The 24,936-nt window shown below is 71.0% G+C and carries 22 protein-coding genes; 13 read left to right on the top strand and 9 right to left on the bottom strand.

Annotated elements, in window-relative coordinates:
* Position 1: 1 nt before the first annotated feature.
* The 3 genes from PA27867_RS12200 to PA27867_RS12210 are packed head-to-tail and all read right to left on the bottom strand — an operon-like array spanning position 2 to position 4,586.
* Positions 2 to 2,086 (bottom strand): glycosyl hydrolase, encoded by a 2,085-nt coding sequence (locus PA27867_RS12200; RefSeq protein ID WP_084021079.1) that lies wholly within the window; start codon positions 2,084 to 2,086, stop codon positions 2 to 4.
* Complete coding sequence (locus tag PA27867_RS12205; protein ID WP_066596696.1) at positions 2,083 to 2,814, bottom strand: HlyD family efflux transporter periplasmic adaptor subunit; 732 nt, start codon at positions 2,812 to 2,814, stop codon at positions 2,083 to 2,085. The genes PA27867_RS12200 and PA27867_RS12205 overlap by 4 nt, the downstream gene beginning before the upstream one ends.
* Positions 2,811 to 4,586 (bottom strand): glycosyltransferase, encoded by a 1,776-nt coding sequence (locus PA27867_RS12210; RefSeq protein WP_084021081.1) that lies wholly within the window; start codon positions 4,584 to 4,586, stop codon positions 2,811 to 2,813. Before PA27867_RS12210 ends, PA27867_RS12205 begins: the two co-directional genes overlap by 4 nt.
* 412 nt (positions 4,587 to 4,998) lie before the next feature.
* On the opposite strand from PA27867_RS12210, the gene PA27867_RS12215 reads away from it, so the two are divergent.
* The 9 genes from PA27867_RS12215 (at position 4,999) to PA27867_RS12255 (ending at position 12,796) form a co-directional block, all read left to right on the top strand.
* Positions 4,999 to 6,663: a molybdopterin-dependent oxidoreductase gene (locus PA27867_RS12215; protein WP_084021083.1), complete on the top strand. Its 1,665-nt coding sequence runs from the start codon at positions 4,999 to 5,001 to the stop codon at positions 6,661 to 6,663.
* A gap of 2 nt (positions 6,664 to 6,665) precedes the next feature.
* Positions 6,666 to 7,058, top strand: a complete 393-nt coding sequence (locus PA27867_RS12220) for a TraR/DksA family transcriptional regulator (RefSeq protein WP_084021085.1) — start codon at positions 6,666 to 6,668, stop codon at positions 7,056 to 7,058.
* A 73-nt stretch (positions 7,059 to 7,131) separates the two neighbouring features.
* Positions 7,132 to 7,593 carry a nuclear transport factor 2 family protein gene (locus PA27867_RS12225; RefSeq protein WP_066596697.1) on the top strand — a complete coding sequence of 154 codons (462 nt, stop codon included), beginning with the start codon at positions 7,132 to 7,134 and terminating at the stop codon, positions 7,591 to 7,593.
* A 55-nt stretch (positions 7,594 to 7,648) separates the two neighbouring features.
* Positions 7,649 to 8,242: a sulfite oxidase-like oxidoreductase gene (locus PA27867_RS12230; protein WP_066596699.1), complete on the top strand. Its 594-nt coding sequence runs from the start codon at positions 7,649 to 7,651 to the stop codon at positions 8,240 to 8,242.
* Positions 8,243 to 8,274: 32 nt separating this feature from the next.
* Positions 8,275 to 8,991: a ferredoxin reductase gene (locus PA27867_RS12235; RefSeq protein ID WP_236900701.1), complete on the top strand. Its 717-nt coding sequence runs from the start codon at positions 8,275 to 8,277 to the stop codon at positions 8,989 to 8,991.
* Entirely contained in the window at positions 8,988 to 9,341 is a 354-nt protein-coding gene (locus PA27867_RS21080; protein ID WP_208857255.1) for a DUF6510 family protein, read from the top strand. Before PA27867_RS12235 ends, PA27867_RS21080 begins: the two co-directional genes overlap by 4 nt.
* A 98-nt stretch (positions 9,342 to 9,439) precedes the next feature.
* Complete coding sequence (locus PA27867_RS12245) at positions 9,440 to 10,618, top strand: MarP family serine protease (protein ID WP_066596703.1); 1,179 nt, start codon at positions 9,440 to 9,442, stop codon at positions 10,616 to 10,618.
* 43 nt (positions 10,619 to 10,661) lie between these two features.
* Entirely contained in the window at positions 10,662 to 12,062 is a 1,401-nt protein-coding gene (locus PA27867_RS12250) for a pyridoxal phosphate-dependent decarboxylase family protein (RefSeq protein WP_066596708.1), read from the top strand.
* Between the two features lie 29 nt (positions 12,063 to 12,091).
* Positions 12,092 to 12,796: an RNase H family protein gene (locus PA27867_RS12255; protein WP_066596710.1), complete on the top strand. Its 705-nt coding sequence runs from the start codon at positions 12,092 to 12,094 to the stop codon at positions 12,794 to 12,796.
* 3 nt (positions 12,797 to 12,799) lie between these two features.
* Here the strand turns inward: PA27867_RS12255 and PA27867_RS12260 are convergent, their stop codons facing one another.
* Positions 12,800 to 14,305, bottom strand: coding sequence for a sugar porter family MFS transporter (locus tag PA27867_RS12260; RefSeq protein WP_084021087.1), 1,506 nt, complete (start codon positions 14,303 to 14,305; stop codon positions 12,800 to 12,802).
* Positions 14,306 to 14,406: 101 nt separating this feature from the next.
* Here PA27867_RS12260 and PA27867_RS12265 point away from each other — a divergent pair, with 101 nt between their 5' ends.
* A complete protein-coding gene (locus PA27867_RS12265; protein WP_084021089.1) occupies positions 14,407 to 15,306 on the top strand; it encodes a DUF429 domain-containing protein in 900 nt (299 codons plus the stop codon).
* Here the strand turns inward: PA27867_RS12265 and PA27867_RS12270 are convergent.
* The gene (locus PA27867_RS12270) at positions 15,266 to 15,556 is read right to left on the bottom strand and encodes a hypothetical protein (RefSeq protein ID WP_066596714.1); all 291 of its coding nucleotides are present in this window, start codon (positions 15,554 to 15,556) and stop codon (positions 15,266 to 15,268) included. The two genes, PA27867_RS12265 and PA27867_RS12270, sit on opposite strands and share 41 nt — an antisense overlap.
* 46 nt (positions 15,557 to 15,602) lie before the next feature.
* Positions 15,603 to 16,712 carry an o-succinylbenzoate synthase gene (gene menC / locus PA27867_RS12275; protein ID WP_066596716.1) on the bottom strand — a complete coding sequence of 370 codons (1,110 nt, stop codon included), beginning with the start codon at positions 16,710 to 16,712 and terminating at the stop codon, positions 15,603 to 15,605.
* A 77-nt stretch (positions 16,713 to 16,789) separates the two neighbouring features.
* On the opposite strand from menC, the gene PA27867_RS12280 reads away from it, so the two are divergent.
* A complete protein-coding gene (locus PA27867_RS12280; protein WP_066596717.1) occupies positions 16,790 to 17,737 on the top strand; it encodes an oxygenase MpaB family protein in 948 nt (315 codons plus the stop codon).
* On the opposite strand, the gene PA27867_RS12285 is transcribed toward PA27867_RS12280, so the two are convergent.
* Positions 17,688 to 18,659, bottom strand: a complete 972-nt coding sequence (locus PA27867_RS12285) for a hypothetical protein (RefSeq protein WP_066596718.1) — start codon at positions 18,657 to 18,659, stop codon at positions 17,688 to 17,690. The genes PA27867_RS12280 and PA27867_RS12285 overlap by 50 nt on opposite strands.
* An 8-nt stretch (positions 18,660 to 18,667) precedes the next feature.
* Positions 18,668 to 19,288, bottom strand: a complete 621-nt coding sequence (locus PA27867_RS12290) for a MerR family transcriptional regulator (RefSeq protein WP_066596719.1) — start codon at positions 19,286 to 19,288, stop codon at positions 18,668 to 18,670.
* Between the two features lie 88 nt (positions 19,289 to 19,376).
* Here PA27867_RS12290 and PA27867_RS12295 point away from each other — a divergent pair, with 88 nt between their 5' ends.
* Positions 19,377 to 20,888, top strand: a complete 1,512-nt coding sequence (locus PA27867_RS12295; RefSeq protein WP_420480675.1) for a SulP family inorganic anion transporter — start codon at positions 19,377 to 19,379, stop codon at positions 20,886 to 20,888.
* Positions 20,889 to 20,897: 9 nt separating this feature from the next.
* On the opposite strand, the gene PA27867_RS12300 is transcribed toward PA27867_RS12295, so the two are convergent.
* The gene (locus tag PA27867_RS12300) at positions 20,898 to 22,193 is read right to left on the bottom strand and encodes a M18 family aminopeptidase (RefSeq protein WP_066596720.1); all 1,296 of its coding nucleotides are present in this window, start codon (positions 22,191 to 22,193) and stop codon (positions 20,898 to 20,900) included.
* 94 nt (positions 22,194 to 22,287) lie between these two features.
* Here PA27867_RS12300 and PA27867_RS12305 point away from each other — a divergent pair, with 94 nt between their 5' ends.
* A complete protein-coding gene (locus PA27867_RS12305; protein WP_066596722.1) occupies positions 22,288 to 24,933 on the top strand; it encodes a glycoside hydrolase family 65 protein in 2,646 nt (881 codons plus the stop codon).
* Positions 24,934 to 24,936: the final 3 nt, after the last annotated feature.

Genomic DNA, 24,936 nt, shown 5'->3' on the forward strand with positions numbered 1-24,936 from the left:
CCTATCCGGAGGCGTGCTGCATGAGCCAGGCCAGAAGGTAGGCACGGCTGTTGCCGTCGTCGATGCGGTCTTCCGGCAGTCCCTTGGCTGCCTCGAGGGCGGCGGATGCGGCATCCGGGCCCTGCAGAGCCGCGTACATCAACAGGTAGTCACCGAACATCACGTCGTAGCTTCCGGCCTCGTCCGGTGGCCCGGGCAGGGCGTCGGCGAGGTTGGCCGTCACGCGCTCGGGGTTCTGACCGAGGTACCCGGCGACGGGGCTCATCGGCAGCACCAGGATGCCGAGCATGGCGCTCGGTTCCGCGCTGAACCAGGTGGCGTAGTCGCGTTTGCCGCCCCAGACCAGGGAGGTCACGGTGTGGTCGAAGCCCTGGTAGACGGGGTCCTCCAGGTCGAAGTCGGTCCAGTAGGCCCGGGCAGAGGCGGCCTCGGCGGAGAGCATCCACTCGGCCTGAGTCTGTAATTCCGCCTGGTCGCTCACGGCGGCCCAGAGGGCCAGCCCGTTCCACGCGCTCACGGCCTCCGAGCTGGACTCCTGGTTGTTGCCGTCACCGAACGGCGAGGTGCCGCTGGCCCAGGAATGCCCGGCATAGGCGTCGAACACCCGGCGGTCGGGGAAGAGCCCGTTGCCGCCGCTGGAGGCCAGGTCGGCGGCCAGGAGGTTGAGCACGGGAGCCCAACGGTCCACGGCGCCCGGGTCCTGGGCCGCCACGACGGCGGCGGCGTAGAGGAAGTACCCGTAGTGGAAGTGGTGGTCGTTGAACTCGTCGGAGCCGAACGACGCCGCCTGACCCACCACGCCCTTGGTCTCGGGGTCGTACACGAAGCAGCGTTCGGCGCGGTCCGAGCAGCCATCCGGTTCGGTCCACTCGTCGAGGGCGTCGGTGAGCCGGCCGGTCAGCTCGGCCGCGGCGTCGTCGGCGCCCACCTGCCGGGCCACCTCGAGCAGGTTGGCCGCCCGGTACAGCGACTTGCCGCCGAAGTAGGTGTCGGCCGCGAAGGTCGGCGTGGCCGTCACATCCGCCCGCACCTGATCGGCCAGGCGCTGCCGGTCGTCGTCGCCGAGCCCGGAGAGGTCCAGCGCCCCGCTGGGCGCCACGGTGGCCACCGTCCAGCTCAGTTCGGGGCCGCGGCACAGGGTGAGGGTGCCGAAGATGCTCGGGTACTCCCCCGCGTCGCAGTCCATGCCCGCCGCGAGCCCGGCGCTGTGGTGTGGCAGCGCCGCGATGAGGGTGTCGCCGCCATCCGCCGTGTCGTACCGGATGGTCGTTGTCGCCGCGTCGGGACCGGAGCCGTAGGCGAGATGGGTACCCGTGACCGGGTGCCGGGCGGCCTCGGCGAGCGTGTCGATCGTCCCGTTCTCGGGCAGCGCGAACCAGGTGGCCGTGCCGCCCACGGACAGGTCGAGGCCGGTGCCGGACAGGGTTCCGTCGGAGACCAGGCCGTAGGTGGTGCCGGCCAGCTCGGCCGTCCAGACTCCGTCACCGGCATCCGTGGCGGGGCGGAAGGCCGTGGCCAGCTGCAGCGTGAGGTCGTCCGCGGCCGTGAACGACACGAACGGTGAGCCCTCGGCGATCACGGTGGAGCCGAGGTCCCGGCCGTCCGCGCGCTGGCCGATGGTCACCGACGCCTCGTCATAGGCGGTGACGACCTGTTCGTCGGCGCCCACGTCCACGCTCACCTGGCCGGTGAAGCCGCCCGTGATCACTGCAGAATCGGCGGACACATCGGGCAGCCCCAGGGCGAATCCGTTCTCGGTCAGACCGAACGAGAGGGGCAGCGGGAACACGGGCATCGGCTCGTCGCCGAACACCAGTCCGGAGAACCACCGGTTGGTCGGCGGTATCAGGCCGTCGGCCAGCCGCGCGGTCGGCAACGCCTTGAGGCTCTCCTGCGGCAGCGCGGATACGAGCGGCTCGACCTGCGTGGCGGGGAAGATGGCCGGGCCGGACCGGCTGACGCCGGCGTCGGGCGCGGCGTCAGGTGGGCCCGCCGTGCAGGCGGTCAGTCCGACGGCAGCGGCGAGGGCCACAGCGAGGGTCACGGTCAACGGGCGGGAGCGGTGGCGGCGCCGGGTCACAGTCACAGGCCGATCGTCCGCAGGAAGGTGAACAGGCCGTCGCCGACACCGGCGAGCGGACCGTCGTCACGGAGCTCGAGGGTGGCGCTCACGGGGGTGCCGGGCGCGACGAGGCCGTTGGCGGCGTCGTCGACGAGGCCGGAACTCACGACCCGGGCGGTGGTCTCGGCCTGGCCGTCCGCGGTCTGCACGTCGACGGTATCCAGGGTTCCCGCCAGCCGGGTCTGGTTGGGCAGCACGATGTCCACGGCGGCGCCGGGCTCGATACGGGCGTAATCGCCGCTGGTCAGCATGAATTCGGCCGAGACGAAGAGCGATCCGGCCTGGTTGACAGTGGCCAGCACCTGGCCGGGCTGCACGAACGAGCCCCGCTCGGCCGTGACGTCGGCCAGGGTGCCGTCGACTGAGGCGGTGATGGTGAGCATCCCGTCGTCGCCCACGGTGTACGCGGGGCTCTCGGGGGTCACCAGGCCCTGGGCCAGGTCGGCCTGCAGGATCGGGCTCTGCACGGTGAACAGAGCCTGACCGGCCGTGACCCGGTCGCCCTCGGTGACGAGCCGATCGACGACGGTGCCGCCGTAGTCGCTGCCGACCGGGAATTCGGCGGCTTCGATCGACGCGGAATCGCTCATCACCTGGGCCTGCCGCTGGTTGAACACCAGGGTCAGCACCGCCACGACGCCGACAACACCGATGAGTCCGAAGAACAGTTTGAATCGGTTGGTCCAGGTCATGCGGGTGCCACCTTTCCGGTTCGGGCATCCTGTCGGCGGGCGCTCTGACGCCCGCGACGGGTGTTCGGGCCGAGAACGGCCAGGCTGCGCCGGGTGGCGCGGCTCTCGTGCAGGGCAGCCACCACGAAGCTGCCGAGGATCAGGGTGTTGGTGACGTTCCAGGCGGTGGCCAGAGTGGGGGTGCCGATGCCGAGGTCACGCCAGACGCCCACGACCGAGGTCAGCAGCAGGAAGACGAAGAACAGAACCTGCGGGACCATGAAGTTGAACGGGGACGAGGCTTTCGACCGGTTGCCCGTCGCGCTCCAGTGCTGCTCCCGGCCGACCAGCACGTTCACCAGTGCGGCGACGTAGATGGGGAACGACGCGGTGGCCAGCATCAGGGTCTCCCAACGGAACGACCCCATCGTGTAGAACGCCAGGAGCACCTGCATGAGGTAGAAACCGGCGTAGTAGACGACCCAGGTGACCACGGTGGTCGACAGGTTCATCGGGCGCAGGTCCAGGTAGATCTCGAGAGGGGGAACGAGCAGCAGCAACAGCGGCGCGATGCCGGTGAGGTAGAAGGATGCCGTGACCAGGTATTGCACACGCTGGTCGAAGGTGAGCCTGCTGCGCGGGCTCAGCGGGCTGCTGGTCAGCAGGATCTCGAACCCGCCCGTCGCCCAGCGCAGCTGCTGCTTCGTGTACGCCTCGACGGTGTCGGGCGCGTGGCCGGTGGCCAGCACCAGCGGGATGTAGATGGTCTTCCAGCCGCGCTCGTGCAGCTTGAGCGACGTCCAGACGTCTTCGGATTTGGAGTCGGTGTACATGCCGCCGATCTCGTCGATCGCCGACCGGCGGAAGATGACGTTGGTACCCACGCAGAAGGCCGCGTTGAACCGGTTCCGGCCCGGCTGGATGAACCTGTAGAAGACGGCCTGCATGTAGCCGGCACCGCGAGAGATCACGTTGTGCAGGTTGCGGTAAGCCTGGGGGGTCTGCACGAAGGCCACACCGCCGTCGACGAAGAACGGCACCGTCTCGATCAGGAACGACGGCTCCGGCACGAAGTCGGCGTCGAAGATGACGAAGTACTCCGCCGAGCTGAGGCTGAGCGCGTGGTTGACGTTGCCGGCCTTGGCGCCGCTGGAGCTCAGCCGGCGCACGTAGCGGGCGCCGAGCCGGGCCGCGAGGTCGCGCACCTCGTCGGAGCGGCCGTCGTCGAGCACCCAGGTGAGGTGCGCGCCGTGCATGGCGACCGCCGCGGCGACGGTGTCCTTGATCACGTCGAGGTCTTCACCGTAGGTGGTGATGAAGACGTCCACCGAGACCCGCCGGTCGTTCAGGTGCAGCGGCCACCGCTCCGGGCTGGCGTCCAGGGCGTCCCGCACGATGGTGCGGCGGTGGAAGAGCGTGGACTGGGCCTGGTGGAAGTTGAAATCACGTGGGTCGTGCGAGCCGGAGAGGATCGTCCACATCGACAGCAGCGCCTGGAAGATCAGGATCGACTCGGCCAGAATGACCAGCGAGTAGGGCAGCCAGTCGCCGCGGCTGGCCGGGTTCAGCAGGAAGTTCGCGTAGGCCAGGATCCCGATCGTGGCGATGAGCACCAGCATCACCAACGACGGCGAGTGCACGTGACCGGGCGCCGCCGGGCGCGGCGACTCCACGTCGGGCCGGATGTCGGGACGGCCGCGCTGCAACGGCGCGTCCGCCCGGGGGCGTATGGGCGCAGCAGGCTGTGCTTGCTGGAGCGCCGGCGCGGGCGGGCGGGGATCGAGGGCAGTCATCCGTCTCTCTTTTCGGGTGTGGGGGAAGACCAACCTCGCCCGTGCGCGCGGGCAACCGGGGCGTGCCGCGGCGGGGTGGCGCAGAGGTGCGCGCTGGCGAGGCTGTCGGCGTCATCGGCGGGATCCAGCTGGGTGAATGGATCGAGCGGATCGAGGGGGGGACGATCGGGATGCGGACAGGGGCGGTGCCGCGACGGTACGGCGGTGACTGCAGGGTTCGTGAGGATTCCTCAGTCATGGTGACGAATCACAACCATAAAACGACCACACAGGATCTGGCAAGCCCGCCCGGGGCATTCGGCGACGCCCGGCCACCGGCACGGCGGGGATCGCCGGATGGCCGGGCATTTCCGTAAGAGATTCGTAAGCGCGAGCCTGCCCGGCTCACAGGCTACGAATCTAAGCTGACCCCATGTCCAGCCCGCACGCGCCCACCCCTGTGCCGCCCTCCACAGGGGCGCCTGCGGCCCGCGCACGCCAGGGCGCCCTCGGCCCGGGTGGCCGGTGGTTGCCGCCCGTGGCCGGGCTTGCGGCCGTCGTGGCCGGTTTCGGGCTGGCGGAGTTCGCCGCCGCCCTGCTCGCCCCCGGCGCCAGTCCCGTGATCGTGGTGGGCTCGCTTCTCATCGACCTCGCACCGGCCTGGCTCAAAGAGCTGGTCATCAGCCTGTTCGGCACGGCAGACAAGGTCGTCCTGATCGTCTGCATCGCCGTGGTCGCCGTCGTGCTGGCCGCTCTGGCCGGGCTGCTCGAATACCGCCGGCCGCCGTTGGGCCGGTTCCTGGTGATCGCTGTGGGGCTGGTGGCGTTGGCCGCCGCCCTCACCCGTGCAGGAGCCGCACCGCTCGACGCCGTGCCGCCGGTGGTGGCCGCGGGTGTCGCCGCCACGCTGCTGACCATGCTCATCACCCGTCTGCACGCCAGCGAGGCGCCCGCCGCTGCCGCTGAAGCTGCGGCGGCAGCCACCGGCCGCCCGGCATCCGTCACCCCGGCGGCCGCGTCGCGCGCCGCCATGGACCGGCGCCGGTTCCTGGCCTACACGGGCGCCGGCGCCGGGATCGGCGTGATCTCGGCGATCGCCGGGCAGCTGATGACCGCTGGCACCCGAGCCGCGGATGCCGCGCGGGCGCTGTTCACCCTGCCGACGGCGGCCGTGCCCGGCACGCCTGTTCCGGCAGGGGCGTCATTCGACATCGACGGTCTCTCGCCGATCATCACCCCCAACGCGGACTTCTACCGCATCGACACCGCCCTGGCGGTGCCGCGCATCGACCCGTCCACCTGGACGCTGAAGATCAGCGGCCTGGTCGAGAACGAGGTGCAGATCGACTTCGCCGAACTGCTGGCCCTGCCGCTGGAGGAGAGCACGACCACGCTCACCTGCGTATCGAACTACGTGGGCGGCGACCTGATCGGCAACGCGGTCTGGCTCGGCTACCCGATCCGTGAGCTGCTCGCACGGGCCGCACCGCTCGCCGAGGCCGATATGGTGCTCTCCCGCAGCCAGGACGGCTGGACGGCAAGCACTCCGATCGAGGCTCTCACCGACGACCGCAACGCGATTCTCGCGGTGGGCATGAACGGCGACCCGCTTCCACTCGAGCACGGCTACCCGGTGCGGATGGTCGTGCCCGGTCTCTACGGGTACGTGTCGGCCACCAAGTGGGTCACCGAGCTCGTGGTGACCCGGTTCGACAAGGAGACGGCCTACTGGACCAGCCGCGGCTGGTCGGAGAAGGGTCCGGTGAAGCTGTCCTCACGGGTCGACGTGCCCCGGGACAACGCGACAGTCTCCGCGGGGACCGTCACGGTCGCCGGGGTGGCGTGGAGCCAGCACGTGGGCATCTCGGCCGTGGACGTGCAGGTTGACGACGGCGACTGGAACGCGGCCACGCTGGCCGACGCGATCTCGGTGGACACCTGGCGCCAGTGGCGCTGGGACTGGCCGGCCACCGCGGGTTCGCACACCCTGCGGGTGCGCGCCACCGACACGAACGGCGAGGTGCAGACCAGCAAGACCGCCGATGTGGTGCCGGACGGCGCCACCGGGTTGCACCAGATCAGCGTCTCGGTGTCCTGACGATGAGCGCCCCCGATCGGCACCCCGAACCGGTGCTCAGCCCGGCCGATTTGGCCCACTTCGCCGGGCTGCTGCGGCAGCGCCGCGCCGAGCTGGAGGGTGAGCTGGCCCGGCAGGGTGCGAGCCTGGCCGATGTGCGCGCGGCACGCAGCGGGGCGGATGCCGACGACGAGCACGATCCGGAGGGCCCGACACTCTCAGACGAGTGGTCCCTGCGGGCCGGCGTGCACGCCGAACTGACCGTAGCCCTGGCCGCCATCGACGCGGCCCTCGCCCGCATCGACGACGGCAGCTATGGGACCTGCCTCCGCCGCGGCGAGCCGATCGGGCGGGAGCGCCTTCAGGCCCGCCCGGCCGCCGAACTGTGCATCGACTGCGCCCGGGAACAGAGCTGACGGTCCCGGCACCGCCCCGAGAATCGCACTCCGACGCTGGCCGGACCGGCGCGAAGCGACTAAAACTTGAGGCATGACCGTTCCGAACACGCCCGGCACCCGAGCAGAGCTGACCGCCCGGATCTCCGACTGGATGAACGCCTACGTGACGGCCTGGGCATCCAACGAACCCGAGGAGATCCGGGCGCTCTTCTCCGACGATGCCCGCTATCGCACCGAGCCCTACGCCGAGCCCTGGGTCGGGCCCGAGAAGATCGTCGACGGCTGGCTGCACCTCGCCGATGCTCCCGGCAGCTTCACCTTCGAGTGGCATCCACTGGCCGTGACCGACGAGGTCAGCGTGGTGCAGGGCACCACCCGATACGCGACCGGTCCGGTGTACAGCAACCTCTGGGTGATCCGTTTCGCACCGGACGGCCGCGCGAACGACTTCACCGAGTGGTGGATGGACCAGGCCCAGGACGCCGAAAACGAGACCGAAGTCGAGGCGCCCCCGACCGGCCCTGCCCTAGACCACACGCCGCCCGGCCAATAGGCTGCCGACTACCACCTTCACGGACTACCACCGTCACGGACCGAAAGGAATCCCCATGGGAATCGTCTCCCCCGGCTTCTTCGGTCGCCGCCGCCGCGACGATCCGGCGCTGCCGCCTGGCCAGTACCTCACCGAGAGCTTCCCGGTCCTCTCCGCCGGCCCCACCCCGCGCATCACACCGCAAGAGTGGGAGTTCACCATCACGACCGAGACGGGCCAGGTGCACCGGTGGAACTGGGAGCAGTTCCTCGCCCTCAAACAGGATGACGTGACCCACGACATCCACTGCGTCACGAGCTGGTCCAAACTGGGCACCAGCTGGCGGGGCGTCTCGATCGACACACTCTTCGAATCCGTCGAATCCGACGCCGAGTTCACCATGGCGCACTCCTACGGCGGCTACACCACCAACGTTCCCCTCGACGATCTGCTGGGCGGCAAGGCCTGGATCGCCCACCAGTTCGACGGCGAGGACCTGGAGCCCGCCCACGGCGGCCCCGCCCGCCTGTTGGTGCCGCACCTGTACTTCTGGAAGAGCGCCAAGTGGGTGCGCGGACTGGAGCTGCTCCAGCAGGACGAGCCCGGTTTCTGGGAGAGCAACGGGTACCACATGTACGGCGACCCCTGGCAAGAACAGCGCTACTGGTGAGAACCGGTTGGAATGTCGCGGAGGTGATCGAGGTGAGGCAGGAGACCGACACGGCGCGCACGCTGCGGCTGCGACTGCCCGGCCTCACCGGGCACCGGCCCGGCCAGCACGTGGACGTGCGTCTCACCGCCCCGGATGGCTACACGGCGGTGCGCTCCTACTCGGTGGCGTCCGCGCTGCCGGGCGACGAGCTCGAGCTCACCGTGGAGGAACTCTCTGACGGCGAGGTCTCGCCGTACCTCGTGCACCAGGTGGCCGCCGGCGACCAGCTTGAGGTGCGCGGCCCCGTGGGCGGCTGGTTCGTCTGGAACCCCGCCGATCCCGCCCCGGTGCAGCTCATCGCCGGCGGCTCAGGGGTGGTGCCGCTGATGGCCATGATCCGGTCGCACGCGGCCGGCGCGACGGATGGCGCACCCGGGTTCGCCGCACCGTTCCGCCTGCTCTACTCGGTGCGCAGCCCCGCCTCGGCCTACTACGGCGCCGAACTCGACGACCTCGCCCGGTCGCCGCTGCTCACCGTGACCTGCGTGTACACCCGCGAGGCTCCCGCCGGCAGCGGCACGAGGCCCCGCCGGCTGGATGCGCCGACCCTCCTCGACGCGATTCCGCCGGTCTCGGACACCCCGGCGTTCTTCGTCTGCGGAGCCACCGCCTTCGTCGAAACCGTGGCCGACTGGCTCGTGCAGGCCGGCTACCCGGCCGACCGGATCAAGACCGAACGTTACGGCGGCACCGGGATCACGCCGTGACCAGCGACGAGATCACCGGCCCAGTCCCGGACGGCGGAGCCCCGGACGGCCCAGCCCCAGACGGCGGAGCCCCAGACGGCGGAGCCCCGGACGGCGCGTACGTCGACGGCAACGCGGCCGCCGGCCCGCTGAGCGAGGTCTTCGTCGGCGACGTCACCAGCGCGGTGGGGCGGTGCGCGCACTGCGGACGTACGGCGGCGATGGCCACGGCGCGGTGCTACCCCCACTCGCACGGCCTGCTGCTGTGCTGCCCGGGTTGTTCGGGCATCCTGTTGCGGCTGGTGGAGACCGACGGGCAGCTGCGACTCGACCTGCATGGTGTCAGCTTCCTCACGCTCACGCGCCCCTAGCGGCGAATGCGCAGATTGTCCGCCTAGGCTCGTCACACAGCCCTCGCACCCGGCTCCGGCCCGGCACCGTCCCGCGAGGCCCGACAAGTGGAGCGTGCATGCAGGGCTCGGCCATCCTCGACGTGATCCTGGTGATCCTTCTCGTCTCCAGCCTGGTGGCCGGGTACCGCAGCGGACTCATCGGCAGCATCAGCGGCATCCTGGGCCTGGTGGCCGGCGCCGTGGCCGCCTACTTCGTCGTGCCCCTCGTGCCCACCTGGGTGCCCGCCGCCGAGTGGCGCACGCCGGCGTCCATCGCCGCTGCGCTGGTGCTCGTGATCGTCGGGCTCACGGTCGGCGAGTCCATCGGGCTGGCCCTGCGCCGTCGCACGCCCCGCAAGCTGCGCGGCGTCGACAGGCTCTTCGGCGCCGTCATCGGCGTCGCCGCCGCTGCCGCGGTGATGTCGATGGTCGCCTTCAGCGTGGGCGCCCTCGGCATCCCGGTTCTCACTTCCGCCATCGCCTCCTCCGGCGTGGTGCGCACCATCGACTCGGTCACACCGGATCCGGTCAAGAGCTTCCTCGCGCAACTGCGTTCCACCGTCGTCGACGACGGTCTGCCCCGCATCACGGACGCGTTCGGCGGGCAGAGCCCCACCCTGCCGGAAGCCCAGCTGGACAACGCCGCCCTCGACACGGCGGCCCAGTCGGTGCTGCGCATCACGGGCAACGCGGTGGCCTGCGGGCAGAGCCAGTCCGGCTCCGGGTTCGTCGTCGCGCCCGAGCGCGTGCTCACCAATGCTCACGTCGTCGCCGGTGTCACCGAGGCCGTCGTCGAGGTACCGGGGGCGGGTGCGCTGACCGGTGAGATCGTCTACTTCGACCCGGTGGACGACCTGGCACTCATCAATGTGCCCGGACTCACCGCCGCTCCGCTGACCCTGCAGGGCAACCTCCCGGTGGACGCCGAGGCCGTCAGTCTCGGCTACCCGTTCGGCGGACCGTTCGACTCCGACCCGGCCCGGGTGATCTCGGTGGCCTCGGTGCTCGTCGCCGACATCTACGGCCAGTCCCCCACTGAGCGCTCCGTGTACACCCTCGCCGCCGATGTGCAGCAGGGCGAATCGGGTGGGCCCCTGCTCAGCGACGGCGGCCAGGTGGCCGGCGTGATCTTCGCCAAGGCCGCCAACACCGCCAACGTGGGCTACGCCCTGGCGATGGACGAGGTCACCCCGGTCGTCGACCAGGCCGGCAGCCTGTCTGCCGCGGTCAGCTCCGGCGCCTGCATCCAGGGCTGAACCGGTCGGGCGCCGGGCGCGCAGGCGGGGGTATGGTGACCGCATGACATTCCGGCCGGACGAGTACCGGGCGCCCCTCGAGCAGGCGGTCCGGTCGGCACAGGAGTGGCTGGGCTCGCTGCCGACCCGGCCCGTGAAACCCGCACTGCCCGTCGAGAAACTGGCGGCGGCCTTCGACCGGCCCCTGCCCGACGGGCCCGCCGATCCTGCAGCGGTGGTCACCGAACTTGCCACGCTGGCCGAACCCGGGCTCATGGCCATCGGCTCCGGCCGCTTCTTCGGCTGGGTGATGGGCGGCACGCTGCCGGCCGCGCTCTCCGCCGACTGGCTGGTGAGCGCGTGGGACCAGAACGGCGGGCTGCGCTACGCGACTCCGGCCACCGCGGCCATCGAGGAACGCGCGGGCAGGTGGATCCTCGACCTGCTGCACCTGCCGCCCTCGAGCGCGGTCGGTTTCGCCACCGGCGGCACGATGGCCAATTTTGTCGGCCTCGCCGCCGGCCGGGGTGCGGTGCTGCGCGCGGCCGGCTGGGACGTCAACAGCGACGGCCTCACCGGCGCGCCCCGGGTGACGGTGCTCGCCGGCGCCGAGGTGCACATCTCGGTACTCCTCGCGCTGCGCTACCTGGGCCTGGGCGAACCGACCCTCGTCGCCGCCGATGCGCAGGGACGCATCCGCCCCGACGCCCTGGCGGAGGCGCTGGCGGCGGTCACCGGACCCTGCCTGGTGGTGCTGCAGGCGGGCAACCTGCACTCCGGCGCGTTCGACCCGATGCGCCAGTGCATCCGCCTGGCCCACGACGCGGGGGCCTGGGTGCACGTCGACGGCGCCTTCGGCCTGTGGGCGGCAGCGAGCCCGCGCTGGACGGCGGCGCTGGAGGGCCTGGAGACCGCCGATTCCTGGGCAACGGATGCGCACAAGACCCTCAACGTGCCCTACGACTGCGGCATCGCCGTGGTGGCCGACCCGGCCGCCCTACGATCGGCGTTCGGCGCGCAAACCAGCTACTTCGTGCAGGATGACGCCGGTGCCGCCGACCCCATGGAGCTGGTGCCCGAACTGTCCAGGCGCGCACGCGGCGTTCCGGTGTGGGCGGCCCTCCGGTCGCTCGGCCGCAGCGGCACCGTGGCGCTCGTCGAGGGCCTCGCCGACAACGCCAGGGCACTCGCCGACGCTCTGGCCGCGCTGCCCGGCGTCGAGGTGCTCAACGACGTCGTGTTCACCCAGGTGTCGGTCGCATTCGGCTCCGACGACCGCACCCGCCGGGTGACGCAGGCCCTCATCCAGGACGGCACGGTGTGGATGAGCGGGTCGGCCTGGTCCGGTCGGGCGGTGCTGCGCATCTCGGTGAGCAATTGGACGACGGATGCCGCCGATGTGGCCGTCTCCGTCGACGCCGTCGCCCGGGCGCTGGCCCAGGTCACGGCCGCCGAGCGGGAGTGACGGCAGCCACGGCCTGACAGACTGGATCCATGACTATCACCGCCGCCGCAGACGGATCCGCCCTCGGAAACCCCGGACCGGCCGGGTGGGCCTGGTACATCGACGACAACAACTGGGCCGCCGGCGGCTGGAAGCACGCCACCAACAACCAGGGCGAGCTCAAGGCCGTCCTCGAACTGTTCCGCGCCACCGCGCACGTTGACGACGACCTGCTCGTGCTCTGCGACAGCCAGTACGTGATCAACTCGGTGACCAAGTGGATGCGCGGCTGGAAGGCCAAGGGCTGGCGCAAGGCCGACGGCAAGGCCGTGATGAACCTCGAGCTGTTGCAGGAGATCGACGAGGCCCTCGTGGGCCGCCGGTACCGCTTCGAATGGGTGAAGGGCCACGCCAACCACCCGCTCAACGAGGCCGCGGACTCCCGCGCCCGGGCGGTGTCGGAGGCGTACCAGCGGAACGCCCCGATCCCCACCGGGCCCGGCTTTGTGGCGGGCGGACCGGCACCGGCCGCACGGGCGACGGCCGCTCCCGTGACGAAGACCGCACCGGCGAAGACGGCACCGGCGGCGAAGACCGCACCCCGGGCATCCGCCGATCTGGGCCTGTTCGACCTGGAGGTCGACCGGCCGCATTCGGTGCAGGTGGCGCTCAGCGCCGAGGAACTCGCCCGGCTCAAGCGCCGGGCGAGCACCCGCGGCGTCAGCCCCGAGGAACTGCTCCGCGACCTGATCTGAGAATCAGGCGCGGGCGGTGTTCTTCTTGGCCGCCTTCTTCTTGGCCGCGTTCTTGTGCGGCAGCAGGGTGTTGGCCTCGTCGAGCGACATGCCGTTGGTCTCGGGAACCTTGGTGAGCACGAAGAGGAACGACAGTCCGGCGAAGAGTGCGTACATGCCGTAGGTGAGCGGCAGGGACAGCGCCGCCATGGGCGGGAACGTGACCGTGATCAGGAAGTTCGCGATCCACTGGGCGGCAGCGGCCAGGCCGAGCGCCTTGGCGCGGATGGTGTTGGGGAAGATCTCGCCCAGCAGCACCCAGACGACGGGGCCCCAGGAGGCGCCGAAGGAGATCACGAAGACGTTCGCGGCGACGAGGGCGATCGGGCCCCAGGCGCCGGGCAGGGCGAGTTCGCCGTCTGTCATGACCGACTGACTGAACGCGATGGCCATGGTGGCCAGTGACACGGTCATGCCGATGGACCCCGTGAGAAGGATGGGCCGGCGGCCGATCCGGTCGACCAGGGCGATGGCCACCAGGGTGACCAGGATATTCGTGACCGAGGTGGCCACCGAGATGGCCAGCGAGCTGGACTCCTCGAAGCCCACGGCGCTCCACAGGGTGGTCGAGTAGTAGAAGATCACGTTGATGCCCACGAACTGCTGGAACACCGACAGGGTGATGCCGATCCAGACGATGGGCTTGAGGCCGAAGACCGGTCCGCGCAGCGTGCCGGTGCGCTTGGCCTTGAGGTCCTCGTCGATCGACTTCTTCATGTCGCGGATCTCCCGGTCCACGTCGCCGTTCGGCCAGACCTTGGCGAGCACCTCGCGGGCCTTCGGCTCCTTGTCGTGCAGCACCAGGTACCGCGGCGACTCCGGCAGCAGCAGCGCGATCACGCCGTAGATGAGCGCCGGGATGGCGCTGACCAGGAACATCCAGCGCCAGGCCTCCAGACCCCACCAGAACATCTCGCTCGCCCCGCCGGCCGTCGTGGCGAACACGGCGTCGGAGAGCAGGGCGGCGAAGATGCCGATGGTGATCGCCAGCTGCTGCAGCGAGCCGAGGCGGCCGCGCATCTGCCGGGGCGAGATCTCGGCGATGTAGGCCGGGGCGACCACGGAGGCCAGCCCAATGCCGACACCGCCGAGCACCCGCCAGACGATGAGGTCGACGACGCCGAAGGCGAGCCCGGAGCCTACCGAACTGGCGAAGAAGACGATCGCGCCCACGAGCATCACGGGGATGCGCCCGAACCGGTCGGCCAGGCGTCCGCCGAGGAAGGCGCCGGTCGCGGCGCCGAGCAGGGCGCTGGCCACGGCGAAACCGGTGATGGCCTCGGTGAGGCCGAATTGGCCCTTGATGGCTTCGACCGCGCCGTTGATCACGGAGGAATCGAATCCGAAGAGGAAGCCGCCGAACGCGCCGGCGATGGCCAGCGCGATGACCTTCCGGTTCGTGCCGGGGGCGACCCCGGGAAGACTACCTGTTGACGGCCCGTTTCCAGACGGTTTCGTCGTCTTGCTCATTGCCAAATCTCCCGTGTTCGCTGGTGGTTCTGCCGTGTGGGCAACCTGACGAGCCTACGCCTGCTCTTCCCGTGGTCATCGCCGCATGCTATCTATGAGCCATGACGCGATTCCTCGGGGTGGATCTGGCTTGGGCGGAAGGCACGGCGACGAAACCGGCGAACGAGAGCGGGCTGGCCTGCATCGACGAGACCGGCCGGGTGCTCGACGCGGGGTGGGCGCGCGGGATCGACGAGGTCGTTCACTGGGTGCAGTCCGTGGCCGAACCCGGGTCGGTGCTGGCGGTGGATGCACCGTTGGTGGTGAACAACCCGACCGGCATGCGGGACTGCGAGAAGGAGACCGGCTCCCGGTACGGCCGCTGGAAGGTGTCGGCCAACGCCTCGAACCAGGCGCTGCCGCGACTGGGCGGCGTCACCCTGCGCGGCCGGCTCGAACAGCTCGGCTGGACCTACACCGACGGGCTCGACCCGGTCGCCGCCCCCACGTCGAGTTTCTTCGAGTGCTATCCGTACACGACCCTGGTGGGCGCCGCCGAGTTCGGCTACGACGCCGTGCGGCCGAGGTACAAGCGCATGGGGTCGTCGTTGCCGATCGTCGAACGCCGAGCCGCCCGGGCCGTCGTCTGCGACGACCTCATCGAACGGATGTGGCGGCTCGGCACGGCCACTCCCCCGCTGGACCTGAGCACGCACGAGGCCACCGACCGGTTGGTGACCGAGCCGACGCCGCTGGCCGATGCGGCGTACAAGCACCGCGAGGATCTCATCGACGCCCTGCTGAGCGCCTGGACGGCCTCGCTCTGGCACCGGCACGGTGTGGCGCGCAGCCAGGTGCTCGGCGCGGCCGACCCTCTGGTGGTCGACGGCCGCCGGGGCACCATCATCGCGCCGGCCCGGCCGGAGCAGCGCCGCGGCGCGGACCGGGAGCGGGCGAGCGCGCTGGCAGCGACCATAGGTGTCAGCGCACCGGCAGCCAGCGCCCCTTCACCCGTTCGGTGACCAGCCAGGTCACCGGGGCGGCCACCTGCCGGGTCGTCGCCACGACGTGCTCACCGATGGCCAGTGCCAGCTCGCCGTCGTCGGCGGTGAACCGCACGGTGGCACGGGCCGAGCCGGCCACCACGGCCAGGTCGGAGGCCTCCACTGTCGTGAGTTCCGCGGCGGCGGCAGCGGCAGCGGGCAGCACGGCATCCGGCCGCACCCCCGGCTGCAGGGCCCCGATGGTCATGGTCACGCGATACGACGGCATCAGCCCAGCGTAGGGCCGGCGCCGGATGCCCGCGAGGCGCTGCCAGCTAGAAGCGGATGTCCTGCCGGGACCGGGTCACCGTCGCCAGGACGTCGGGCAGCACCTCGACCCCGGTGCCCGGTCCGGTGGGCACCCGCAGGTGCCCGTCCTCGAGCACGAACGGGGCCGTGAGGTCCTGGGCGTAGTACCGGTCGGATGCCGAGGTGTCGCCGGGCAGCACGAAGTTCGGCAGGCCCGCCAGCGCCACATTCGCGGCGCGGCCGATGCCCGTCTCGAGCATCCCGCCGCACCAGACCGGCACGCCGTGCGCGGCCGCGACGTCATGGATGCGCCGGGCCTCCAGGTAGCCGCCCACCCGCGACGGCTTGACGTTGATGATGCTGCAGGCGCCGAGGCTGATGGCCGCCGCGGCATCCGCCGCCGACTCGATCGATTCGTCCAGGCAGACCGGGGTCTGGATGATCCGGGCCAGGGCCGCGTGGCCGAGCAGGTCGCGTTCGCCCAGGGGCTGCTCGATCAGGAGCAGGTCGAACGGGTCCAGCCTGGCGAGGTGCCGGGCATCCGCGAGGGTGTAGGCGGTGTTGGCGTCCACCTGCAGCAGCAGCCCGGGGCCGAACATCTCCCGCACGGCGCGCACGGGGGCGAGGTCCCAACCCGGCTCGATCTTGAGCTTGATGCGCAGGTAGCCCTGCGCGAGGTAGCCGGCCACGGCCTCCAGCAGCTCATGGAGCGAGTCCATGATGCCCACCGAGACGCCGGCCGGCACCCTGTCGTGCACGGCGCCGAGGTAGCCGCCGAAGGACTGCCCGGCCGTGCGCAGCTGCGCATCCAGGATCGCGGCCTCGAGCACGGCCTTGGACATCTGGTGGCCCTTCACCGGGGCGAGGGTGCGGCCAACGAGCTCGGCCGTGAGAGCGTCGCCCGCGGCCTGCAGCCGGGGTATCAGGTGGTCGCGAATGACCAGGTCGCTCGCGTCGATGAACTCGGAGCTGTAGAGCGGCCGCACCTCGGCTGCGCACTCGGCCCAGCCCTCCGCATCGGCCGTCGACACGTGCACCAGGGTGATCTCGCGTTCGGTGATGGTGCCGAACGAGGTGCGGAACGGCCGCACCAGCGGCAGGCTCACGCGGCGCAGCTCGATGTTCTCGATTCTCATGAGCGGAGTCTAGCCAGACGGAATTTGGGGGCGCATCCCCAGCCATCCGCCCGGATGCGTCGATTAGGGTTCGGAGGATGAGCCGTTTTGCAGAGAGCAGGGTGGCCCGGGGCTTCGTGAACAGTTGGCGGTCGCACCTGCTGGTCACCCTCTCGGGCAATGACGAGGGCCGGCCGGCCTGGGTGGGCACGATGGAGAAGGGCGACGACGCCGGCTTCTTCGGACCGGGGTCGGCCTCCTGGGCCGTGCACGGCGGCATGGCCACCATGGTCGCCGGCATCCGCGCGCTGCTCATGCAGACCCTGCACCCTGGCGCCATGGCGGGTGTGCACGACTGGTCGCGTTACCGGGAGGACCCGCTCGGCCGGCTCAGCGGCACCATCCAGTGGCTGGTCACCGTGACTTTCGCCGCCACCGAGCAGGCCGAGCAGGAGTCGGGGCGGGTGGGGAAGTTCCATGCCAGGGTCGCGGGCCGCTATGTCGATGCCCGCGGCGTCGAACGGGAGTACTCGGCCGGCGACCCCGAGCTGCTGTCCTGGGTGCACGTGGTCTTCACCGACGCCTTCCTGGCCAGCCACCGGCTCTGGGGCGGCCCGATCCCCGGCGGCGCCGACGCCTACGTGCGGGAGTGGGCCACGGCCGGCGAGCTCGTGGGGGTGCAGGGCGCGCCCCGATCGGACGCCGAGCTGTCCGCGCAGCTGAAGGCCTTTTCCGACGCCGGGGTGCTGATGGGCGGCGACCGTGTCGCCGAGGCCGTGCGATTCATCCGCAAGCCGCCGCTCCGACGTGGCATGCTGCCGTTCTACCGCATCATGTTCGCCGGCGCCGTGGCCTCGATCCCGGTGGAGTACCGGCGGATGCTGGGCCTGCGCCGCAGCCCGTTCCCGGTGGTGTGGGCCACGGGCGCCGTGCTCGGCCTGGTGCGCGTTCTACTCGGCGCCTCGTCGACCTCCGAAGACGCCGCCCGCGCCCGGATCAGCCGACTGGAGTCCGCCGGTTCGGTTGCAGGTTCGACCGGAGCGTGAGAGCGGTGGCGAGGGCCGCGGCGACCACCAGGGCGGCCCCGAGAGACAAGACCAGCGCGCTCGGCCGCACGATCGACTCACCGGCGAGGGCCTGCCCGGTCACCAGCGCCAACACCCCCAGGTAGAGACCCACCAGTACGCGCAGCACACCGCGGCGGGCGAGCGGATGCGCCAGCAGGGTGATCCGTCTGCCCAGCAGCTCCAGCAGCAGGGCCGCCAGCGGCAGCACCTGCAGGGCGTGCATGCCCACGAAGTGCGGGATCCGCAGGTCGCCGGCCACCGTGCTCCAGCCGAGCACCGGCAGGCCGGGCCCGCCGTCGGCGACCCCCACGGTGTGCGCGCCCACGATGCCCTGGTAGTCGTCGAGCTGGGCCGCGGTGGGCCCGGTCATCAGGAACGCCAGGCCCATTCCGACGAGGGCGATGATCAGGCCGGAGCGGATGGCGAGGGCGCGCGCCGGATCGCCCAGCGCGGTGCGGAGCAGCACGATGGCGATGGGAACCGCGGCCAGCCATACGATCACGATCGACACGGCCATGATCGCCCAGAGGGCGGCGTGAAAGCCGTCGGACACGTTGAAGTGGCTGGTGACGCCGGCCACGGCCGCCCCGACGATGATGACCATCTCCACGACCAGGAAGACCGCCGCGACGGTGCCGGCCCACCAGGCCACTCGACGGGCGGATAGGCGGCGGTGGCCGGCGACCCCGCCGGGCAGCAGTCCGATCAGCCAGGACAGGGTCACCGCATAGATGCCCACCGAGAGCGCGAACTTGAGAGGCTTGGCCCAGAGCGGCGCGCCCGTGACCGTGCGTGGATCGATGAAGAGGCCGATGAGCGCGACGACAGCGAGGCCGGCCATGGCCACGGCCAACCACAGCAGTGGGCGATGCCAGCGGATAGCCGGGGGCGCGGGGTTCATAGCGGCAGTCATCGTGCGCCTCCCGCGTATCGCGTCGAGGTGACGTGCTCCTGGGCGGCCCGGCGCAGCCCGGCGAAGAGGGCGTCGCCGAGCACGGTGCCGATGACCACCATCTCGGTCTTCGACTCACGGTCGTCCCGGACGTCGATCTCGTCGAGGTCGGCCTCGGCCACGGCGAGCGCCGCGGCCGCATAACCGGGCACCCAGCCGCTGAGGTCGGGCTGGCCGAGCTCGGCGAAGGTCTGCAGCACCCGGGCCGCGGCCAGACGGCCGGGGTTCTCCGGTGACACGTGCCATCCGCTCAGCGCCTCGTCGACCTGGGCCACGGCGTCGGCCGAGAGAGTAGCCGGGTCGATCAGCGGCGACACCGTGCGCTGGGCGATGTCGAAGGTGTGCGCGAGGCCCAGGTCGGAGTCGATGGCATCGATCACCTGATGGGCGGCGGCGACGCTGAGGCCGCCCACCTCCAGCAGCCCCCGGATGACGCGCAACCGGCGCAGGTGCTCGGGCCCGTACAGTGACTGGTTCGGGCCGCTTCTTTCCCCCGCCGGCAGCAGACCCTCGCGGAGGTAGTACTTGATGGTTGCCACGGGAATTCCGCTCGTGGCGCTCAGCTCAGCCATTCTCATACGGATAGTGTAACTATCGGATAGCGTCACTGTCTATACCTGATGCCGGCGACTCCGCACATTCCGTCCCGCCGATTACAGTTGCACAGTGCCCCAACGCCCCACCATTGCCACCAGCTCCGCCGCCGCGTCCATCCCCACCCCGCCCACCGTGCGTGCCACGTTGCGCAGCCCGAAGGCGCTCAGCGTCGAGGTGCTCGCCGGCGTCGTGACCACCCTGGCGCTCATCCCCGAGGTGATCTCGTTCTCGATCATCGCCGGAGTCGACCCCAAGGTCAGCCTCATCGCCTCCGTGGTGCTGGCCGTGTCGATGTCGTTCCTCGGCGGCCGGTCGGCCATGATCACGGCCGCTGCCGGCGCCGTCGCCCTCGTGGTCGCCCCGCTCGTGAAGGACCACGGCGTGGAGTACCTGCTGCCCGCGGTGCTGCTGGCCGGACTCGTGCAGATCCTCTTCGGCGTCACGGGCCTGGCCCGGCTGATGCGCTTCATCCCCCGGTCGGTGATGATCGGCTTCGTCAACGCGCTGGGCATCCTGATCTTCGTCGCCCAGGTGCCGCACCTCGTGGACGTGCCCTGGCTGGTCTACCCGCTGTTCGCCCTCACGGTGCTGATCGTGCTCGGCCTCCCCCGGTTCACCAAGGTTGTGCCCGCGCCCCTCGTGGCCATCGTGGTCGTCACCGCGATCGCCATGCTCGCCCACCTCGCCGTGCCCACCGTGGGCGACCAGGGCGACGTCTCCGGCGGCCTGCCCGGCATCACGCCGCTCCTCGTGCCGCTGAACCTGGAGACCCTGCAGATCATCTGGCCCACCGCCCTGAGCGTGGCGTTCGTGGGCTTGGTGGAGACCCTGCTCACCGCCAAGCTCGTCGACGACATCACCGACACCCGCTCAGCCAAGGGCCGGGAGGCCTGGGCGCTCGGCATCGCGAACATGCTCGCGGGGCTGTACGGCGGCATCGCCGGCTGCGCCATGATCGGCCAGACCGTCGTGAATGTGAAGCTCGGCCGGGCCCGCACCCGCATCTCCACCTTCGTCGCCGGGGTCTTCCTGCTGCTGCTGGTCACCGCACTCAGCGGCCTCATGGAGCAGATCCCCATGGTGGCCCTTGCGGCCGTGATGATGATAGTGGCCATCACCACCGTCAACTGGCACAGCGTGCGCCCGGCGACGCTCAAGCGGATGCCCGTGCCCGAGACCGTCGTGATGCTCACCACGGTCGCCGTTGTCGTGGCCACCCACAACCTGGCCATCGGCATCGTGGCGGGCGTGGTGCTGGCCATGGTGCTCTTCGCCCGGCGGGTGGCGCACGTGGTGAAGGTGGAGCGGGTTCTGGCCGGCGACGGCCTGTCGGTGCGTTACGCGGTGAGCGGCCCGCTTTTCTTCGGCAGCAGCAACGACCTCGTCGAGCAGTTCTCCTACGGTGTCGACCCCGCGGTGGTCGACGTCGACCTCGCCCAGGCGCAGATCTGGGACGCCTCGACCGTGGCCGTGCTCGACTCGGTGGAGACCAAGTACCGCCAACACGGCGCCACCGTCACCTTCCACGGCCTCGACGAGCGCAGCCGGGCCATGCACGGCCGGCTCACGGGACAGCTGTAGGGAGAGCGGCTACGCCCCGGCGAAGAAGGCCGTGATCGCCGCAGAGAGCGAGAACGGGTCGTTCACGTGCGCCAGCTCCCGGGCCGAGTGCATCGACAGCAGCGGCACACCCACGTCCACGGTACGGATGCCCAGCCGGGTGGCGGTGAGCGGCCCGATGGTGGAGCCGCAGGGCACGGTGTTGTTCGACACGAACTCCTGGTACGGCACGCCGGCGGCGGCGCTGCAGCGCGCCCAGAGGGCCGCGCCCGCCGCATCCGTGGCGTAACGCTGGTTGCCGTTGATCTTCAACAGCGGGCCACGCCCGGCCAGGGGCAGGTTCGCCGGGTCGTGCCGCTCCGGGTAGTTGGGGTGCACCGAGTGGCCGGCGTCGGCCGAGACGCACCAGGAGTCGGCGAAGGCGCGCAGCCGCTCGGACACCGTGGCGCCGAGGTCGTCGCCGATACGGCTGAGGATGTCCTCGAGCATCGGCCCGCTCGCGCCGGAGCGGGACTGCGACCCGAGCTCCTCGTGGTCGAAGGCCGCCAGCACGCTGATCGCCTCGTCGTTCTCGGAGACCTCGAGCAGGGCGGTGAGGCCGGCGTGCACCGAGGTGAGGTTGTCCATCCGGCCGGCGGCGAACAGCTCGTTGTCGAGCCCGAACCGGGCCGGCGGGTTGGTGTCGGCGGTGAGGATGTCGTAGCCGGCGACATCGGCACCGTCCACCCCGGCGAGCGCGGCGAGGTGCCCGATCAGGTCGGCCTGACGCAGGTCCCCCACGCCGAAGACCGGGTTGAGGTGCCGCTGCCGGTCGAGGCTGAGCGCCTCGTTGGCGGTGCGGTCCAGGTGCACGGCCAGCTGCGGGATGCGCAGGAACGGGCCGGTGCGCACGAGGTGCTCGACCCCGTCGGTGGTGACCAGGCGGCCGGCGAGTTCGAGTTCCCGGTCGAGCCAGGAGTTGGCCAGCGGCCCGCCGTAGACCTCCACGCCGGCCTGCAGCCAGCCGTAGGAGCCGGTGGTGGGCTTGGGCTTGAGCTTGAACCCGGGCGAGTCGGTGTGTGCGCCGAGGATGCGGAACGGCGTGGTGGGCTGCGCCCCGGTGGGCTGCACCCACGCGACGATGGCGCCGTCCCGCACCACGTAGTACCGGCCGGCGCGGCCGGGGCCCCGGCCCGGGTCGACCTCCGACCAGTCGTCGGCCTCGTCGCGCCGCACGAACCCGGCGGCGGCCAGCCGGCTGGCCGCCTCTGCGGCCGCATGGTAGGACGAGGGCGACGCCGTGATGAAGCCCGCGAGGTCGTCGATATATGCCGAAAGCGAAGTCATTCCTCCATCCTCTCGCAGCTTGGCCGGCCGCACCTCGACAAGGTGCCCGTGCGGTGCAACTCTCAGGAGCGTGAGGGTATGACTGGAGGCTGACGTGTACGAAACGGACCCGTGGGTGCTGCGCTTCGACGGGTTCGACCCCGCCGCCGAGGGCCACCGCGAGGCCCTCTGCACGCTGGGCAACGGCTACTGGGGCACCCGGGGTGCCGCGCCGGAGGCCCGCACCGATGCCGTGCACTACCCCGGCACCTACCTCGCCGGCGTCTACAACCCGCTCAGCACCGAGGTGCACCTGGGCGAGGCCGTCGGCGACGTGCTCGGCGACACGCTCGGCACGGCCGGCGGACCGGGCATCCGCACCCCGTTCGAACCTCCGGCCGAGGGCCCGGCGCCGGGCGGACGGGCCGCCCACGTGCGGAACGACGAACACATGGTGAACGCGCCGAACTGGCTCCCGCTCTGGTTCCGCACCGGCGGCGGTCCCGGCAGCAGCAGCGTGGGCGACTTCTCCGCCCCCGACACGGGCTGGTTCCATCCGGAGACCGCCGAGCTCCTCGAGTACCGCCAGGAACTGGACCTGCGCCGGGGCCTGCTCTCCCGCGTGCTGCGCTACCGGGATACCCGCGGCCACGTCACCCGGGTGCAGAGCCGCCGCTTCGTCTCCCAGGCCTCCCCGCACGTCGCCGTGCTCGAGACCACCTTCACGGCGGAGGACTGGTCGGGGCCGCTCACCGTGCGCTCGGCCATCGACGGGCGGGTCGCCAACCGCAATGTGGCCGCCGACAGGCTGCTGGCCCACCTGCACCTGATGCCGCGCACGGCCCGCGAGCTCAACGAGGACTCGGTGCTCCTCGAGGTCGAGACGACCCGGTCGGGCATCCACATCGCCATGGCCGCCCGCACCCGGGCCTACGCCGGCACCGGTGCCGGGCAGGTGCGCCTGGAACCCGCCCGCCGGTTCCTCACCGACTCCAGCCGCTGGGTCGCGCACGAGTTCGACCTCGCCCTCGAACGCGGCGTTCCGCTGCGGGTCGAGAAGGTCGTGGTGGTCAGCACCTCCCGGGACCGGGCCGTGGTCTCGGCGCCCACGGCAGTGGCCACCTGGCTGGCCCGCATCGACGAACCGCTGTCCCTGCTGGCCGCGCACGAGCGCGAGTGGCAGATCCTCTGGGACGAGTTCGCGGTGCACCTGCACAGCGGGGCGCACCAGTCGCTCGCGCTGAACCTGAACACCTTCCACGTGCTGCAGACCGTGGCCGCTGTGGACGCCGACCTCGACGCGGGCGTTCCTGCCAGGGGCCTGCACGGCGAGGGCTACCGCGGGCACGTGTTCTGGGACGAGGTGTTCGTCTACCCCGTACTCACCCTGCGCCGGCCCGACCTCAGCCGGGCGCTGCTCGGGTACCGGTACCGGCGGCTCGGCGAGGCCCGGGCTGCAGCCAGAGCGGCCGGGCACGAGGGCGCGCGCTTCCCCTGGCAGAGCGGCATCGACGGGCGCGACGTCACCCCCACCGAACTGTTCAACCCGCGCACCAACCGGTGGATGCCCGACCACTCCGGCCTGCAGCACCACGTCGGCCTTGCCCTGGCCTACAGCGTCTGGGGCTACTACCAGGCCACCGGGGACGTGGACTACCTCATCGAGCAGGGCGCCGAGCTTCTGCTGGAGATCGCCCGGTTCTTCGCGAGCCTCACCGAGTACGACGAGACCGACGACCGCTACGACATCGGCGGCACCATGGGGCCCGACGAGTTCCACGACGGCCTGCCCGGGCACCCCGGCGAGGGCCTGCGGAACAACGCGTACACGAACATCTTCGCCGCGTGGGTGCTGCGCCGGGCCGTGGACACCGTCGCCCTGCTCGAGGGCCGCTCCTGCCGGCCGCTCTGGAACCGGCTGCGGTTGCGCCCGGACGAGGTGGACACCTGGGAGACCATCGGCCGCCGGCTGCGGGTGCCCTTCCACGCCGACGGGGTGATCAGCCAGTTCGAGGGCTACGAGAACCTCCCCGAACTGGATTGGGACCGCTACCGGGCCCAGTACGGCGCCCACGACGGGTCGCTCGGGCGCCTGGACCTGATCCTCAACGCCGAGGGTGACAGCACCAACAACTACCGGGTCGCCAAGCAGGCCGATGTGCTCATGCTGCTCTACCTGTTCTCCGCCGAGGAGCTGCGGGAGCTGATCGAGGAACTCGGCTACTCACTCTCCCCCGACCTGATCCGGCGCACCGTGGACTTCTACCGTCAGCGGTCCACGCACGGGTCGACGCTGAGCAACGTCGTGCATTCCTGGGTGGACGCCCGCGCCGACCGGGAACGGTCCTGGACCTCGCTCTGTGCGGCACTGGACAGCGACATCGGCGACATCCAGGGCGGCACCACCCACGAGGGCATCCACCTGGGCGCCATGGCCGGCTCCGTCGACATGGTCGTGCGCTGCTACACGGGGCTGGAGATCCGGGACGACATGCTCTGGTTGCACCCGGTGCTGCCCACCCAGTTGGACAAGATCGCCTTCAGCATCAACTACCGGGAGCAGCCGATCCGACTGGAGGTCACTCCGGGCAACCTGCGGTTGCAGCTGCCCAGTGGTGGGGCGCGGCCGATCCGGGTGCGGGTCGAGGGCCGGGAGGCGCAGCTCTACCCGGGCCAGACCCACGACTTCCTGCTGAGCCCGCCGGAGAGCAGCCCGCCGGCGAGCCCGGCAGGCGAAGGCACTGTCAGCGGCCACCGTTAGCCT

The sequence above is a fragment of the Cryobacterium arcticum genome, assembly GCF_001679725.1.
GTDB classification, from domain to species: domain Bacteria; phylum Actinomycetota; class Actinomycetes; order Actinomycetales; family Microbacteriaceae; genus Cryobacterium; species Cryobacterium arcticum_A.

Bases quoted from the DNA above. Each gene is read 5' to 3' on its own strand.
- PA27867_RS12205 (WP_066596696.1), bottom strand. From the start codon at position 2,814: ATGACCTGGACCAACCGATTCAAACTGTTCTTCGGACTCATCGGTGTT.
- PA27867_RS12210 (WP_084021081.1), bottom strand. From the start codon at position 4,586: ATGACTGCCCTCGATCCCCGCCCGCCCGCGCCGGCGCTCCAGCAAGCA.
- PA27867_RS12215 (WP_084021083.1), top strand. From the start codon at position 4,999: ATGTCCAGCCCGCACGCGCCCACCCCTGTGCCGCCCTCCACAGGGGCG.
- PA27867_RS12220 (WP_084021085.1), top strand. From the start codon at position 6,666: ATGAGCGCCCCCGATCGGCACCCCGAACCGGTGCTCAGCCCGGCCGAT.
- PA27867_RS12225 (WP_066596697.1), top strand. From the start codon at position 7,132: ATGACCGTTCCGAACACGCCCGGCACCCGAGCAGAGCTGACCGCCCGG.
- PA27867_RS12230 (WP_066596699.1), top strand. From the start codon at position 7,649: ATGGGAATCGTCTCCCCCGGCTTCTTCGGTCGCCGCCGCCGCGACGAT.
- PA27867_RS12245 (WP_066596703.1), top strand. From the start codon at position 9,440: ATGCAGGGCTCGGCCATCCTCGACGTGATCCTGGTGATCCTTCTCGTC.
- PA27867_RS12250 (WP_066596708.1), top strand. From the start codon at position 10,662: ATGACATTCCGGCCGGACGAGTACCGGGCGCCCCTCGAGCAGGCGGTC.
- PA27867_RS12255 (WP_066596710.1), top strand. From the start codon at position 12,092: ATGACTATCACCGCCGCCGCAGACGGATCCGCCCTCGGAAACCCCGGA.
- PA27867_RS12260 (WP_084021087.1), bottom strand. From the start codon at position 14,305: ATGAGCAAGACGACGAAACCGTCTGGAAACGGGCCGTCAACAGGTAGT.
- PA27867_RS12265 (WP_084021089.1), top strand. From the start codon at position 14,407: ATGACGCGATTCCTCGGGGTGGATCTGGCTTGGGCGGAAGGCACGGCG.
- PA27867_RS12270 (WP_066596714.1), bottom strand. From the start codon at position 15,556: ATGCCGTCGTATCGCGTGACCATGACCATCGGGGCCCTGCAGCCGGGG.
- menC (WP_066596716.1), bottom strand. From the start codon at position 16,712: ATGAGAATCGAGAACATCGAGCTGCGCCGCGTGAGCCTGCCGCTGGTG.
- PA27867_RS12280 (WP_066596717.1), top strand. From the start codon at position 16,790: ATGAGCCGTTTTGCAGAGAGCAGGGTGGCCCGGGGCTTCGTGAACAGT.
- PA27867_RS12285 (WP_066596718.1), bottom strand. From the start codon at position 18,659: ATGAACCCCGCGCCCCCGGCTATCCGCTGGCATCGCCCACTGCTGTGG.
- PA27867_RS12290 (WP_066596719.1), bottom strand. From the start codon at position 19,288: ATGAGAATGGCTGAGCTGAGCGCCACGAGCGGAATTCCCGTGGCAACC.
- PA27867_RS12300 (WP_066596720.1), bottom strand. From the start codon at position 22,193: ATGACTTCGCTTTCGGCATATATCGACGACCTCGCGGGCTTCATCACG.